The organism is Paenibacillus polymyxa (assembly GCF_015710975.1).
Taxonomy (GTDB): Bacteria; Bacillota; Bacilli; order Paenibacillales; family Paenibacillaceae; genus Paenibacillus; species Paenibacillus polymyxa.
This window is the reverse complement of sequence record NZ_CP049783.1, coordinates 249093-264577: the sequence shown is the minus strand read 5'-3', so window position 1 is coordinate 264577 and position 15485 is coordinate 249093. Positions and strand designations below refer to the sequence as shown.

Sequence of the window (15485 nt, the reverse complement as noted above, 5' to 3'; positions counted from 1 at the left end):
ACAAAAGGATTGCACCCATTTTACGGGAGCAATCCTTTTCTTTTATCTGAAATCTCTAGGTACTCTTCTGGCCGTACCACTCGCAATCGCGGCTTGAATCACCTTTTTACGCACCTGCTGTACAGCGCCTTCGTTAAAAACACCCGGGATAATATATAGCTTGTTTAATTCATCGGGACGGATTGTGCTTGCGATGGCCTCTGCGGCCGCCAGCTTCATTTCTTCATTAATTTCACGGGCGCGGCAGTCCAGTGCTGCTCGGAATATGCCGGGGAAGCAAAGCACGTTGTTAATCTGGTTAGGATAGTCCGAACGCCCAGTGGCGATGACTCCTGCAATATCCTCGACATCCTCTGGGTTAATTTCCGGAACCGGGTTAGCCATGGTGAACAGGACAGGAGCTTCCTTCATACGCTTCACGTCTTCTCGTTGCAATATTCCGCCTGCCGACAGACCGATAAACACATCTGCGTCCTTCAGAACCTCAGATAGCGTGCCGGACAGCCGCTCAGGGTTGGTATGCTGCGCATACCAGTTCCACATCGGGTGCTCATAGGTTTCATCAGCTGTAAGCGCACCGTGACGGTCTACACCAATAATGTTCACTGCCCCTGCAGATAGCAAAATTTTGGTACAGGCGACACCTGCAGCCCCGATACCGCAGACGACAATTTTGACGTCAGACAGAGCTTTGCCGACCACCTTGAGCGCATTAATCAGCCCTGCGTACAAAACAACAGCTGTGCCATGCTGATCGTCATGAAAAACAGGGATGTCCAGCTCGTCACGTAATCGCTGTTCAATTTCAAAGCATCGTGGCGATGAAATATCCTCCAGATTAATACCGCCAAAGGCTGGGGCCAGTTGCTTAATAGCCTTAATGATTTCTTCCGTGTCCTGCGTATCCAGGCAGATTGGGAAGGCATCGACGGACCCAAGCTGCTTGAACAGCATGGCTTTGCCTTCCATAACCGGCATGGCTGCATACGGGCCGATGTTGCCGAGTCCGAGGACAGCGCTTCCGTCAGAGACGACAGCGACGGTGTTACGCTTAATTGTTAATCGGAAAGCCTTGTCCTGCTCCTCATGAATTGCCATGCATACGCGCGCCACATCAGGAGTGTATACCCGGGATAAGTCGTCGCGGTTTTGAATTGGGACCTTGGGCTGCATTTCAATCTTGCCCCCGAGATGTAAGAGGAAGGTGCGATCAGAGATGGACAGTACCTTTACACCTTGTGCTTTTTTAATCCGGGCGATCATTCGGTCGATTTCTGCTGGATCAGCAATGGTGACTGTAATATCTCTCACAGTGGCCTTCTCAGAGGTGCGGATGACGTCAATGGCGATGACATCTCCGCCATGTTCGTTTACCAACGTAATCAATTGACCAAACTGGATGTGCTCGGTGGAAATTTCCAGTCGTAAAATAATATTTTTACCGCCAATACCGCCTTGCATGCAAATTCCTCCTTTGTCTTTTAAAACAAAATAGTGATCAATTGATTGCGCTTACAATCGGGAGCAAGTCTAAGATCTAGGCTGATAGTTTAAATTAGTGGTTTCTTCCCCTATCATAGTGAACATTCTTCCACTTGTACAGATCAAGCTGAGTAATATATATGATCTTGTATCCAAAAAAGACGAAAGCCCGGCTGAATTCCAGTCTAAGCAATCGTCCTTTGTATAACGAAATGATCCATTTTTGGTTTACGTCATATTTTTGCCGTAGTAAATTTCGTCCATTTCGATTTTGAGTCGTGTTGATATATTTTGTTGCTCTTTTTCACTCAGACTTTCTTTTGTGTAGCCGAACAGGTAGTTGTCCAGATCAAATTGTTTTAGCTTGCATTTGGTATGGAAAATATTTTCCTGATACACGTTTACGTCGATCATGTCATACTGATTGCGCACTTCGTCGGGAATATAGTTTTGAATCGAGGCAATGTCGTGGTCGATAAAAAGCTTATGACCATTCGTATCACGTGTAAAGCCGCGTACCCGGTAATCAATCGTCATAATGTCAGTGTCAAAAGAATGAGTCAGATAGTGAAGTGCCTTGAGCGGGGAGATTTCCCCACAGGTAGAAACATCAATATCTGCACGAAACGTACTGATCCCCTCGTCTGGATGATATTCAGGGTAGGTGTGAACCGTAATATGACTTTTATCCAGCTGTATCACGACAGACTCAGGTAGGGGACCTGGTGATTCTGCATACGAATCATTCGGTACCTCCACAATCGGCCCTTCTGATATAAGCACTGTCACGCTCGCTCCTTGAGGGACATAATCCTGCTGAGCAACATTGAGTACATGGGCGCCGATAATATCGGATACATTTTTTAAAATAGCTGTCAGTCGATCCGAGTTATATTGTTCATCAATATATTCAATATAGGCCTCGCGTTCTTCTTTGGTTTTGGTGTAACAAATATCGTACATATTAAAGCTCAATGATTTGGTCAAATTGTTAAATCCGTGCAGGGTAATCCGCTGTTCCGGTGTTATGGTCATAGGCTATTTCCCCTTATAGTCGCAGTATTCATACATAATATTCCCAACACGCCTTTTCATATACCGATTCATAAAATCAGCTTTGTAGCGGATAAAATAAAGACTTGAACATGTATGTTTTACCCATTTGGTATCATTAAAAACAGCCAGATTCACTTGAGATCCTCTCGATTTTACATGTATGGGAATTAAACGTTAATATACTTTATTTCTTACTCAGCAATTTTTAAGTAACAGAGCTTATAATGTGGACTATGTATATATGTATACAGGAAGGGAACGGAATTGGCAGAAGGTTCGTAGTACAACAAAAGATCTAGGTTCGTAATTCATGAATTTAATGTATGTTACCTTCATAATGCTGAAAGCTTAACCGAATATGATTATAGGCCCTGAAAAATAGTGATTTTGTACATTGCATAAAATGAGAAAAGCAACTTCAGCCACTGTTATGCGTATAATGAAATAAACGTAACAAGCTAAGAATTATGAAGTTAAAATGAATTTTGATCGCAAACTCATTTTATAAACCTATCTCATGACTGTAAGAAAAACGGTGGAAGGAGTATAAAGATGCTGGCTTTGTCCGATCCGGCCTGGACTCTGCTCCAAGGCCCCTACGGTTCTTCTCAATACGTTCCAGAAATGTTAAAACAGCTCCAAGCCGGATATGATGGCGAAATGGCTGACACCTTGTATTGGGAGGAATTGTATCACCAAAATACGTTGTATACTTGTACTTTTGCTGCTGTACCTTACCTAGTAGACATTGCGCTAAAAAGTTCTGATATAGAGATTCGGGCAGATATATATACCATTTGTGGAATATTTGAAGCGAAAAATAATAATCCCTTACATACCAAAATCCCGTTGGAATTTGCAAGGGATCAGGTGGAAGTGGATTCTAGCCTGGCAGAATATATTTATACGCAATATCGAAGTGCCATCGTTCGCCTTGCAGAATTGACGGAAGAAATGGTGCTCTATGCGAAAGAACACGAAGAAGATGTCGGCAAGCGCTATGTTCTCGCTGCGGCTGCCGCCTTTGAGGGGGATCATTGCGTAGCCTATATGCTACAAACTTTTGATACAGGTGACGAATATATGCTGGATTGTCCCCATTGCGGTACCCCGCTCTATATTTGGCCTGATGAACAGGGTGACACTCTCGTTATCTATGATAAAGACCCTGTCAGTTCAGGCAATCTAATCCCCTATCCGATTCGCCCCCGTTCATTGGACCATAGAGGTGCCGATATACAGTGGCTATACGAATATGCTCAAAAAATAGATGAGAAATTACTTCTTGCCCAGTTACCTTACTTAAACGGTTGGGTAGAATGTCCAGTGTGTAATTCACCCATATACATATGGGATGAGTTGATGAAAATGGCTGATGGTGTTCGGAGGCATACCGCTTAACCAACAAAAAAGGGGCTGTTTTTTTACAGCCCCCTAATTTCTCTTTGTATTTTTACACTCTTCTTCGTGTGCTTTGCTCCAGTCTACTCCCGAAACGGATTCAAAAAGCTTTTAGGAATGTCGGATTCAAAACGCAGCAATACTCCGGTGACGGGATGAATAAACGACAATACCTGTGCATGCAGACCAAGGCGCCCAATCGACTTGCTCTTGGAACCGTATTTTTTATCTCCAACAATCGGATGACCGATATCCTCCATATGCACGCGAATTTGATTTTTGCGTCCGGTCTCTAAACGTACTTCCAGCAAAGAAAAATGCCGATTGGCCTGAAGCCGCTTGTAGTGAGTGATTGCATGCTGGCCGTCATTCGGATAAGGACTGGAGTACATTTTCAGCGTCTTGCTTTCTTTCAGCCATGAGGTGATTGTGCCCGCGTCTTTTTTAACCTGCCCTTCTACGAGAGCAATGTATGTTCGTTCATACACAACTTCCTTCCACGCTTGTTGCATTTCCTGCTGTATGGCTTCGCTTTTCGCAAACATCATCACTCCTGATGTATCACGATCCAAACGATGCAGTACAAAAATACGGTTGTACGGATGCTCGCGTCGTACGTGGGCTGTAAGCTGGCGATAGGCTGTGACTTCCTGTTCCTGCGCAGAAGCGACAGAAAGTAGCCCAGCATCTTTATGAATAACGATAATAGCTTCGTCCTCATGCAAAATACGCAGCCCGGTTAGCGGCACCACAGGAGCTACCTTTTCCTTGGAGAGCGCGACAGTCTGTCCTTGCTCCAGCGGAAAATTATGCACAGTACGAGGAGTACCGTTGACGGAAACTTGCCCACGCGCCAATGCCGATTTAATGGAATTACGACCCATGCCAGTCACATGCTCAACTAAAAAGCTCAATAGCTCTGCAGGTTCCTGAACGATGTATGTTTTGGCAGGGGATTTATCCAAAGTATGGGTTTTTCGTTGAGCTTCCGGTCTATAGGAGCCAGATTTTCCGGCGGGTTTGTGATTGCGTCTGGAGTGGCTTGTGTTTGAAGTTGATTTTGTATGATTTTTCCTTTGAGGTTTCCGATTATTCATGGGTTCTTTCTCCTTCTTGGAGCCGTATCTCTTCATATTGTGGACCATTTGCGGCACCGTGTTCACTATATCATGAGAAAACAGCGAATGCCATAAGAGACTAAAACCCGATGGACAGACTTCCAGCGGTTGAACATTGCCCTTAACCCCGGTAAACTATAAGGTAACGAAAGAAAAGCCGATATGCGTCGAGGACGCTAGAAATATGAGGAGTTTTGAAACTATGAGTGTACAAGCACCAACATTGGAACGGGCGCAGGACTTGCTGCAAAAATTTTATGGCTATCCCGATTTCCGGGAGGGACAAAAGAAAATTGTGGCCAGTATGCTGGAAGGCAACGATACGCTGGGCATCATGCCGACAGGTGGCGGAAAATCGATATGCTACCAGATTCCCGCGTTGTTGCATGAGGGGCTGACCATTGTTGTGTCACCACTGATCTCGTTAATGAAAGACCAGGTGGATGCGCTGACCACGATGGGGATTGCAGCTGCCTACATTAATAGCACGTTGAGCGGTCGAGAAGTCAATGACCGTATACGCGCCGCACGGAACGGAGATTTGAAGTTGCTGTATGTCGCCCCTGAACGACTGGAACTGGATTGGTTCCGTGATGAGATGGCTCAGTTACCGATTTCCTGCGTTGCGGTAGATGAGGCTCACTGCGTATCCCAGTGGGGTCATGATTTTCGTACCAGCTATCTGGCTGTGGCTCCATTCGTGGACGGGCTATATGAACGTCCAATCGTAGCTGCGTTTACGGCGACGGCTACACCACAGGTTATGGATGACATCGTACGCCTGCTTCGTTTGCGCTCACCGGAAACGTTCGTTACGGGGCTTGGGAGGCCGAATTTGGCGTTCAGTGTGCTGCGAGGGGAGGACAAACGCAGCTTTTTACTGAATTATGCCCGTGAACATGAGGGTGAATCGGGCATTATTTATGCGGCGACACGTAAGGACGTGGATGATTTATATCAACGCCTGCGCGACGCTGGCATGGCAGCCGGACGTTATCATGCAGGAATGACAGATCAGGAACGTGCAGATAGCCAGGAAGGGTTTCTGTACGACGATATCCGTGTCATTGTCGCAACCAATGCCTTCGGTATGGGGATAGATAAATCAAACGTACGCTATGTCATTCATTACAATATGCCTAAAAATATGGAGGCGTACGTACAAGAAGCGGGACGCGCAGGACGTGATGGCGACCCGAGTCAATGTATTTTGCTGTTCGGACCGCAAGATATTGTGACCCAGAAGTTCCTGATTGAGCAAAATCCACAGGATGAAGACCGCAAGCGCAACGACTACCGTAAGCTCCAGCAGATGGTTGACTATTGTTACACGACTCGCTGTCTACGTTCAGCACAGCTGGAGTATTTCGGAGAAGCGGAGGAGCATGAAGCCTGCGGCATATGCAGTTCATGTACTGACGAGCGGGAACTGGTCGATATGACCATAGATGCGCAAAAGATTTTTTCGTGCATTCATCGTATGCGGGAGAGGTATGGGGTTTCCATGGTGGCCTCAGTGTTGAAAGGCTCGCGTAACAAAAAAGTGCTGCAGTATGGTTTTGACAGCCTGCCAACCTATGGCGTGATGGGCAACCGAACGGAGAAAGAAATTGCTGAGATTATCAATGTTCTTGTGTCGGAAGGCTATCTGATGCTGTCCGAGGGGCAGTATCCGGTCGTACGCTTGCAACAGCTTGCTGCTGAAGTGCTGAGAGGTCAGCGAGAAGTCATGCAGCGTGTGGTGCGGCATGCCACTGCTTTAGCAGGGGGAGCGGGATCACGTGGACGAAAGGGACGCGACACCTATCCTGCTGCGGTCAACGAAACTGTGTTTGAGCAATTGCGCTTAATCCGTCGCGATCTGGCCGCTCAGGAGCATGTACCGTCTTATATCATCTTCAATGATGCCACGCTGCGAGAGATGAGCGTAGCGAGTCCGCAATCCGAAGCAGACATGCTGCGGATCAAGGGTGTTGGTGAAGTGAAGTTCCGCAAGTATGGCAAGCCGTTTCTTGATTTCTTTCAAAATCAGGGGAATACCGGCGGAATGGTGAGCGAGGATGAGATTTTTGCAGACGATGTGTACGAGGATTTTGAATAGCTATACTAAGGATATAAGAGTCCATGCAAACTTATAGAAGGTTGTGACCTATGAAAGTCATTTTATCAACGTTAAACGCAAAATATATTCATACCTCACTGGCCATCCGATGCCTCAAAGCCTACAGTGGAAAGGATTTTGATATCGAGCTGGCGGAGTATACAATTAAGGACCCGGTGATGAACATCGTATCTGATCTGTTTCAACGGGGAGCAGATGTCATCGGTTTTTCCTGTTATATTTGGAACATTGAAGAGACGATTAAAGTCATTGATGTGTTGAAAAAGATTATGCCCGAGGTCAAAATTGTTTTGGGTGGCCCGGAGGTATCTTACGATACGGAGCACTGGATGAAGCGCTTGGCGAATGTGGATTTTATTGTTGTTGGTGAGGGAGAGGAAACCTTCCATCAACTGCTGCAGGAACTGGAAGGAGATCGCAAGTTTCATTTTGTATATGGACTGGCTTACCGTAAGGGAGAAGAGGTTATTATCATGCCGGGTCGCCCTAAAGCGGACTTGAACGAGCTGCCGTCTCCATATCGTTTTGCAGAGGATATCCCGGAGCTCGGGAAACGGGTTGTCTATTTTGAAACGAGCCGGGGCTGTCCGTTCAGTTGCCAATTTTGTTTGTCCAGCATTGAGGTCGGGGTGCGTTATTACGATATTGAGCGCACTAAGTCGGATATTCTGTATCTGATTGACAATGGGGCTAAATTGATTAAATTTGTGGACCGAACCTTTAATATTAAACGCGATTATGCACTGGAAATGTTCAAGTTTTTGATTGAAAATCACCGTGGCTGTGTCTTCCAGTTTGAGATTACGGCAGATATTATGCGTCCCGAGGTGTTGGATTATTTGGCGGAGAATGCACCACCGGGGGTATTTCGCTTTGAGATCGGTGTCCAATCAACGAATGATCCCACCAATGAACTGGTTAAGCGCCGCCAGAACTTTGCCAAGCTTTCACGCACCGTTACAAAGGTCAAGCAAAGCGGTAAAATCGACCAGCATCTGGATCTGATCGCCGGATTGCCATTGGAGGACTACAATACATTCCGTAAAACGTTTAATGACGTTTTTGCGCTTGGTCCAGAAGAGCTTCAGCTTGGCTTTCTCAAAATGCTGCGTGGTACAGGTCTGCGCATTGACGCCGATAAGTATAACTATACCTATATGGATGTTGCGCCGTATGAAATGTTGAGCAATGACGTCCTTTCCTTTGCCGATATTGTGAGGCTCAAACGCTTGGAAGATGTATTGGAGAAATACTGGAACTCTCATCGTATGGACCATACGGTGAGCTACCTGATTGAGCGTGAATTCTCGTCCGCCTTTGATTTCTTTCAGGAATTTGGAGACTACTGGGAAGGACAGGGCTGGCAAAAAATCGGACATCAGCTCGAAGACCTGTTTACGCGTCTCCAGTCCTTTTTGGAATCGCGGGGAACCAAGCGAATGGAAATGGTACTTGGGCTGATGAAGCTTGATTATTTCTTAAACCATAAATATAAGCCGCGTAAAATCTGGTGGGAACATACCCTGAAGAAGGACGATTGGTCCAGCTATATGAAAATGGCCCTTCAGCACCCGGATGCGCTGTTGTCACCTGCGGTGGCAGATGTGGGCGAGGAAAGCACGGGTGAGATGGATGTGGCTAGCCAACAGCCGCAGCCATACCGCGAGATGATCCCAGCCTTTGCTTCCTTGAAGCTGGGTGAAAAGGAACTGCAAAAGCACGCTGTGCTGGATGTCCTGCCGTTCAGTCTGGATCATATCCTGAGTGGTGGTAGCCCATTAACAGCCGAAGGCCGCACACTGTTGCTTGTAGTTTATCAGCAAAACGGACAGCAAAAACCGCTATACTACACCATGCCCATCGGCAAAAATATCGCCGCGATTTAATATAAACACCAGAAGACATCAACTCTTGGAATATCAGGAGTCGATGTCTTCTTTTTTTATAAAATATAGATGACCACTTCAATTTTTTACATTCGGGAAACCTAGTGCTTTACGATTTTTTACAAAACCAATATATGATGAATTTATCATATATGAATATTAAATTTATTGGAGTGTGACCTTGTGAAAAAGCGTTCCATGAAAAAGAGTATCCTTGCGTTGAGTGCTGTGACTGTTTTGACTGTACCCTTATTATCTGCTGATATCCCTAAAGCTTTTGCAGCCGCGGCTCCTACGAAGTCCACTGTCGCAGAGTCCAAGGCACAGAAGGCTGTATCAGCTAAAGCGGATACTCCTAAAAACGTCATTCTTTTTATCGGTGATGGTATGGGAGAAGCCAGTCGTAACGCGATTCGCTTAGCAACGGTTGGAAAATCGGGATTGCTTGAAATGGACAAGATGCCTGTAACAGGCCTGGTTAGCACGAGTTCAGGGGACAACCTGGTTACAGATTCTGCCGCCGCTGCGACTGCCATTGCAACAGGTGTGAAAACGTATAACGGCGCGATCGGAATGGATTTGAATAAAAAACCAGTGACAACCATTATGGAGCTGGCTAAAAAAGCAGGCATGTCTACAGGAGTAGTGACGACAAGCCAAGTGACAGATGCGACGGGCGCTGCCTTTGGTGCGCATGTTGAGAAGCGTTCTGCTCAAAGCGAGATTGCCAAGCAGTATATTGAGAAAAGCAAGCTGGATGTGATTCTGGGCGGGGGTGAGGATTTCTGGTACCCTGCAGGAACAGCAGGCAAACATCCAGATGCACCGACAGAAGATCCTGAGGAAGCTAGTAAGGGAACTCAAGGAAATTTGGTGGAACAAGCGAAGAAGTTGGGCTATAGCTATGTGACAGACCAGGCTGAAATGAAAGCAGCCAAAGGCTCTAAATTACTAGGGCTGTTCGCCAATGAAGAAATGTTCCAAGCTCACAACAAACTAGGCAATTCTTACAACCCAACGGTTTCTTTACCGGATATGACAGCGAAAGCGATTGATGTTCTATCCAAAAACAAAAAAGGCTTTTTCCTGATGGTAGAGGAAGAAGGAACGGATGAGATGGCGCACGACAATGAAGGTGAATTAACCATTAAAGCCGGGCAGCAGCTGGATAAGGCTGTCAAAGTAGCTAAGGACTATGCCAAAGCGCATCCAGATACTTTGGTGTTAGTGACGGCAGACCATGAAACGGGCGGTTTGGCCATTGAAGGCGAAGATGCAGAGGATGAATCCGGTGAAGGTATTTCCAAAGAAGACGGTCCTTTTACCGTAAAAGGCTCTGATGAGAAGTTTTATATCGACTGGACCACAGGAGGGCATACATCCGTTGATGTAGCGCTAACTGCAATGGGTCCGGGTTCCTCCCAATTTAGCGGGAATTACCCGAATACGGCCATTCATGATAAGCTGGTTAAGCTGCTTCAATTAAAAAAATAGCCTAGGGTGAGAGGGCTTATTCATCGCAGTATGAACCCTTAATTAATCCATTAATTTAGAAATTCGAGTAACAAAGACATGTAATTACGTAATAAAATCGGTTATAATAAGGTAAGAATAAATAAGGAGCCGTGCGCTAACACGACTCCACCATACAATAACTGCATAAAGAGCAGTCGGCCGCGTAAGATATGGTCGAGAATAGACCGTTTACCTTTGGTCAGGGCGGTCTATTTCTTTTTCATGTAGGTAAGTAACGCCAAAATGAACATACCAAACATGATCATTAAGGAGATAGCATCTTTGACCTCCATGGGCATCACCTCCCTTCTGGGAGACTAGCCGACCGCCCTTTATAGCCGCATATTGTATTAGAAAAGTATACCATAAATAAGGAATAATCAAAGTGATAAAATACTTAAAAACGTCTTTTTGACTTTGGTGAGCTTTATCTCAGCTAATCCTCCGTTGTTTTCTTCCCCCACACGAATTTCATTATAAAAAATATAATTGTCAGCATGATGAGAAGCAGTGCCACCTGCAAGCCATAACGATGAATCAATTCTCCTGCTGCTTGTACATGATCGCCAAAGAGACGTCCGAGCAAAAAGAAGATCAGCGTCCAAATCAAGCCCGTTGAATAAGAGAATAGAGCGTAGCGCTTAAAACTCATTTTATTGATCCCCACAATATAAGGGACAATGTGGCGAACGATCGGTAGCAAGTAGCTGATGCATATCGTGAAGTTTCCATACTTATGTACTAAATTTTCTGAAAAAGTAATGTACTTGTCCATTTTCTTCTTCCGGCGCAAACGATCCAAAATGGGTGTACCCAAGCTTCTCCCCAACACATAACCTAAGGATAGGCCTGATACAACCCCGAGATATACAATTAAAAAAGCAGGTAACGGATGAAGTATCCCCATGCTTGTTACGGCCCCGCCAGTCATCACTATAACTTCGTCTGGAATGGGCAGTCCCACAATTCCGAGCCATAGAGAGAAGAATAATGCTGCATAGCCATATTGTTCGATAATGGAAATCAAATATTCAACATCCATCCCCATACTCCTTTCTTAAGCTTTCTTTCGGCATACATACACGAATGCGGGTGGAACATTCATAGGTACAAACTTGATTTCTTCAATATCAAACCATTCACCTAACTGCTGTTTCATCTGTTTAGAGTATTGAAAGGCGACAAACATCCCTCCATCCCTGAGTGACCGATGAATTTGTTCTACGATTTGATCTCGCATCGCTTGTGGAAAGTTGAAGAATGGCAGCCCGCTGATTATACAGTCAAGCTGTTCAATTTGAGCATTTTTCATAGCAAGCTGAAGCTCACGCGAGTCGGAATAGCACAGATAATTCGGGAATCTTCTTTTTAAACTCTGCTGCATGGTCGGGTCCTTCTCAAAGAGCAAAACCTTAGGTTGAATTTTTGTCGTAGACGGGATGTATTGGGTAATTGCGCCTGTTCCAGCCCCAAGCTCAGCCACGGCATGAACATCACTCCATGGAATGGATTCTATCATATTTTTAGCTAAAAATCTGGAACTGGGTGTTACGCTACCCACATATGCAGGCGAGTACAAAAATTTGAATAGGAACATAAGTCTCTCGTGAACTAAATGACTAATACGGATCATACTTCTTTCCCCTACCTTCAATTTTCAAAATGCGTTCATTTATTCTCTGCTAAGAGTAACAAATTATCCCTTTACTTGCTCCTGTCTGGAGTAGGGCTCGGTTCCCCGTCCTGCGGAGGGGATTTTCCTTGACTATAGTCTAGGAAGAAGGAAAAGGAGTACAGTATGGGACAGTCCGAATTCATTCAGTTATCATTCAGCATTCTCTCAGGCTGCCTTCAGTTTTACAACCGATGAAAGAGAGGTGGGCAGCTAAAAACATTATGTACACTGAGAGGGGATCTACTTTGTCATTATCCATCAACAGGCATCTCATCACGACTTCGACTTCCTACGATAACTCGAATACGCTGAAGTCAAATGAGAATGGACTAAATAACGCGGGGCATACCACACACAAGAAATCCAGCGATTCACTCGAATTAAGTGCGGAATTTATGGAATACGCCGGAGGTATGCAGGCTCCGCTTCCTACGGAAAACTACAGTTATGGCTACAAATACGACCAGAATACTGTGGCGCTGACTATGGACGAACAGAAAGCGTTATTGTCAGATTTACAAAGTTACTTGACGTCTTCAAGTGCTTTATCTGAAACGAATGAAATCAATAACAGTACAAACAATCCTTTGGCTACAGTCAGCGACTTGTTATCCGGGGTGGATCTTTCGACAGCAACAGATGAGGAAGTATCAGATTTATTCGATAAAGTAGCTGAAACGATCCAGAATAACCGCCCTACACCGCCGCCTGAAGGTGACTCATTCCGACCTGACGGTCTGCCTCCAATGATGCAGGCGATGGGTGGAATTATGCCCCCATTTGCATGGAATATTCAGGAGATTACTCATCAAGAGGATAACACCACTACATCTGAAGAAGAGCATACCGTAGATGAAAAAAGATCCTTACTGAATGATTTGCAAAACGTCCTGAGTTCCGATCTTCTATCTGGCTCCATATCTTCAGAAACAGATGAGCAAACAGACCTGATTTCTGCATTAAAAAACGCTTGGGGAAACACAGATGAATCGAATGCAACAGATGAAGAAGTATCAGTTTTATTCGATAAAATCGCTAAGATTTTTGAACAATCTGTATCGTCTTCGTCATAATCTTTAGAGCGCAATAGCATACCTTAAAAACGCTTAGCCCACACTTGTAACTCAAACTTAGCTTTTAAAAAGGAGAATCCTTCTGTGAATATTTCAACCACATCTAGTAGCTCTATATCTATTGCCAATACTTCAACTTCATCTTCATCCAGTACCAACGATACAGCCAGTTTGGAAAAGCAAAAAGCCCAGCTTGAAGCAGAGTACAATAAGGTCCAGCAAAGCAAAGATAATAAGGATACAAAAGAAACGAAAATGAAGCAGCTTCAGCAGCAAATTAAGCAAATTGAAGCTCAGATTGCACAGCAAAGTTCTCAATCCAGCAGCACGTCAACACCAAAAATGGAAAAGTCCGCTCCAAGTAATATGGAAATGACTCGTACCAGCAGCTCGAATGGCAGTGATATCACGGGGGTTGGAAAATCACTGGATATTTCTATTTAGTCATCCTATCTTTTCTCCTGTAAGCCAGACGATGGATACAAAAGACAGCAGGCTCTCTGTTACATAGGGAGCCTGCTTTCGCGTTTTATAGTAGTTCAAAATGAATCATGTGACTAAACCTAAAAAAGTATTACAATAAATAACAGTGGGCAGATGGAAGGCTTTTGACTTTAGTATTTAATAGATTGTTATACATTCTAATTGGAGGATTTAAGCCATGACATTGGAACCTCAATGGAGTCGAAGTAGTAGGGATGAAGCTCGTTTCGTCAGAAACAAGTTGATTGAGTTTAATGCAAAACACGTCCCGGCAGATATTCAAACCCAATATGAAGAAATTAATCTTACGCTCAAAAAAGGAGACGGTCAGGTCATCGGCGGTCTTCTAAGTGTACTTTGTTGGAACTGGGTGGAGGTTGATATTTTGTGGGTAGATCAGGGCCATAGAGGAAGGGGCTACGGTTCGCAATTACTTAGTGAAATTGAACAAATCGCTAGAGATAAAGGATGTACTTTGATACAACTGAATACCTTTTCTTTTCAAGCACCTGAATTCTATGAAAAGCAGGGGTATGAAGTAGTCGGTGTCATTGATGAGGCTCCTAGAGGCTTTAAACATTATTATTATAAGAAAAATATCTACTGAGGACTTCATAAATGCGCGTACAGATCAAGGAAGTAAATCAAGATGAAAAGATTATCATTCGTAATATTGGCAAGGAAAAGATATACGGCTACTGGACATATTTTCGGCATGAACTGACCTCGGGATATGCGTATGTTGTTCCGTATGAACAAAGCTTGGAAAAGTTAATTCCCGGCTGTGTCATTTCGGTCGAGACTTCTCCATCCAGTATAGAAGGGTTCAGAAGACTGAGGCCTACGGAAAAGACAGGCATTGTTCAACCTCAACCAAAGCTAGGTGACTATTGGATTCAAGGGATGATACAACAAGTGATACAAGGCGAAGCAGGTGGGATAGACTGTCTGGAGATTGTTGTAGGAGAGGCTACGTTTGTTTTGGATTCTGACGAATTGAATGGTGATATCCACGTTAAAACGGGTGACGGTGTCGCCTTTGAAATCATAGGTCTACAGTTGTTTGACGAGGGACTGTAATCGTTCTATGGTGAATACCATATTCAACCAAGATATGTCGGTGAGAAAGTTAAAAGCTAGATCATAGAGAATGTGAATAGAGAAAGGTATGATCGGATTGAGTACAGAAGTGACACACAAAATATATACCATGTGCATGATTCAAGATGGAAACAAGGTATTGCTAATGAACAGACCCAATCGAAAGGGGTTTCCGGGTTATATTGCTCCAGGAGGAAAAGTAGAGTTCCCAGAGAGCATTGTGAATGGAGCCATTCGCGAAGTAAAAGAGGAAACAGGCTTAACGGTTACGGAAATTGCTTTTAAAGGAATCGACGAATATTGTGATCCAAACCAAGGGCTGAGATATATGGTCTTTAATTATTTGGCTACAGCAACGGAAGGTGAGCTATTAAAAAATCCTCCTGAGGGAGAACTACTGTGGGTAGATATGAAGGAAGCACTGAATTTGCCGATGCAGGATTGGTTTAAGCGGAGGTTCCCATTGTTTTTCGAGCCAGGGACGTTTGAGGTTAGCTCCGTGTGGCTGGCGGATACGGATGAAACATTGGAAGCAACGATGAAGAACTATGGGGTGTAGAGATGACGAGACCA

Annotated in this window: 15 protein-coding genes; 9 read left to right on the top strand and 6 right to left on the bottom strand. The window is 44.6% G+C overall.

The window, feature by feature from the left end:
* Positions 1–42: 42 nt before the first annotated feature.
* Positions 43–1461 carry an NAD-dependent malic enzyme gene (locus tag G7035_RS01410; RefSeq protein WP_017426581.1) on the bottom strand — a complete coding sequence of 473 codons (1419 nt, stop codon included), beginning with the start codon at positions 1459–1461 and terminating at the stop codon, positions 43–45.
* A gap of 249 nt (positions 1462–1710) precedes the next feature.
* Positions 1711–2517, bottom strand: a complete 807-nt coding sequence (speD, locus tag G7035_RS01405) for an adenosylmethionine decarboxylase (protein WP_016820638.1) — start codon at positions 2515–2517, stop codon at positions 1711–1713.
* Positions 2518–3090: 573 nt separating this feature from the next.
* On the opposite strand from speD, the gene G7035_RS01400 reads away from it, so the two are divergent.
* Positions 3091–3939, top strand: a complete 849-nt coding sequence (locus G7035_RS01400) for a hypothetical protein (RefSeq protein ID WP_017426583.1) — start codon at positions 3091–3093, stop codon at positions 3937–3939.
* A gap of 83 nt (positions 3940–4022) precedes the next feature.
* On the opposite strand, the gene G7035_RS01395 is transcribed toward G7035_RS01400, so the two are convergent.
* A complete protein-coding gene (locus tag G7035_RS01395; RefSeq protein WP_017426584.1) occupies positions 4023–5036 on the bottom strand; it encodes an RluA family pseudouridine synthase in 1014 nt (337 codons plus the stop codon).
* Positions 5037–5259: 223 nt separating this feature from the next.
* On the opposite strand from G7035_RS01395, the gene recQ reads away from it, so the two are divergent.
* From recQ to G7035_RS01380, 3 genes are all read left to right on the top strand, one after another.
* Positions 5260–7158, top strand: coding sequence for a DNA helicase RecQ (gene recQ, locus G7035_RS01390; RefSeq protein WP_017426585.1), 1899 nt, complete (start codon positions 5260–5262; stop codon positions 7156–7158).
* Positions 7159–7208: 50 nt separating this feature from the next.
* Positions 7209–9065 (top strand): B12-binding domain-containing radical SAM protein, encoded by a 1857-nt coding sequence (locus tag G7035_RS01385; RefSeq protein ID WP_019686610.1) that lies wholly within the window; start codon positions 7209–7211, stop codon positions 9063–9065.
* A 183-nt stretch (positions 9066–9248) separates the two neighbouring features.
* Positions 9249–10559 carry an alkaline phosphatase gene (locus G7035_RS01380; protein WP_019686611.1) on the top strand — a complete coding sequence of 437 codons (1311 nt, stop codon included), beginning with the start codon at positions 9249–9251 and terminating at the stop codon, positions 10557–10559.
* Positions 10560–10789: 230 nt separating this feature from the next.
* On the opposite strand, the gene G7035_RS27135 is transcribed toward G7035_RS01380, so the two are convergent.
* The 3 genes from G7035_RS27135 to G7035_RS01370 all read right to left on the bottom strand — a co-directional run bounded on the left by G7035_RS27135 (position 10790) and on the right by G7035_RS01370 (position 12213).
* Positions 10790–10840 carry a putative holin-like toxin gene (locus tag G7035_RS27135; protein ID WP_229716897.1) on the bottom strand — a complete coding sequence of 17 codons (51 nt, stop codon included), beginning with the start codon at positions 10838–10840 and terminating at the stop codon, positions 10790–10792.
* Positions 10841–11016: 176 nt separating this feature from the next.
* Positions 11017–11622, bottom strand: a complete 606-nt coding sequence (locus tag G7035_RS01375; RefSeq protein WP_016820632.1) for a DedA family protein — start codon at positions 11620–11622, stop codon at positions 11017–11019.
* Positions 11623–11637: 15 nt separating this feature from the next.
* On the bottom strand, positions 11638–12213 hold the full coding sequence (locus tag G7035_RS01370) for a class I SAM-dependent methyltransferase (protein ID WP_016820631.1): 576 nt from the start codon (positions 12211–12213) through the stop codon (positions 11638–11640).
* A gap of 233 nt (positions 12214–12446) precedes the next feature.
* Here G7035_RS01370 and G7035_RS01365 point away from each other — a divergent pair, with 233 nt between their 5' ends.
* From G7035_RS01365 to G7035_RS01345, 5 genes are all read left to right on the top strand, one after another.
* Positions 12447–13328, top strand: coding sequence for a hypothetical protein (locus G7035_RS01365; protein WP_228552561.1), 882 nt, complete (start codon positions 12447–12449; stop codon positions 13326–13328).
* A gap of 84 nt (positions 13329–13412) precedes the next feature.
* On the top strand, positions 13413–13772 hold the full coding sequence (locus G7035_RS01360; RefSeq protein WP_017426589.1) for a FlxA-like family protein: 360 nt from the start codon (positions 13413–13415) through the stop codon (positions 13770–13772).
* Positions 13773–13989: 217 nt separating this feature from the next.
* On the top strand, positions 13990–14418 hold the full coding sequence (locus G7035_RS01355) for a GNAT family N-acetyltransferase (RefSeq protein WP_019686613.1): 429 nt from the start codon (positions 13990–13992) through the stop codon (positions 14416–14418).
* Between the two features lie 11 nt (positions 14419–14429).
* The gene (locus G7035_RS01350) at positions 14430–14891 is read left to right on the top strand and encodes a hypothetical protein (protein ID WP_019686614.1); all 462 of its coding nucleotides are present in this window, start codon (positions 14430–14432) and stop codon (positions 14889–14891) included.
* Positions 14892–14979: 88 nt separating this feature from the next.
* Complete coding sequence (locus tag G7035_RS01345) at positions 14980–15471, top strand: 8-oxo-dGTP diphosphatase (RefSeq protein ID WP_016820626.1); 492 nt, start codon at positions 14980–14982, stop codon at positions 15469–15471.
* Positions 15472–15485 lie beyond the last annotated feature (14 nt).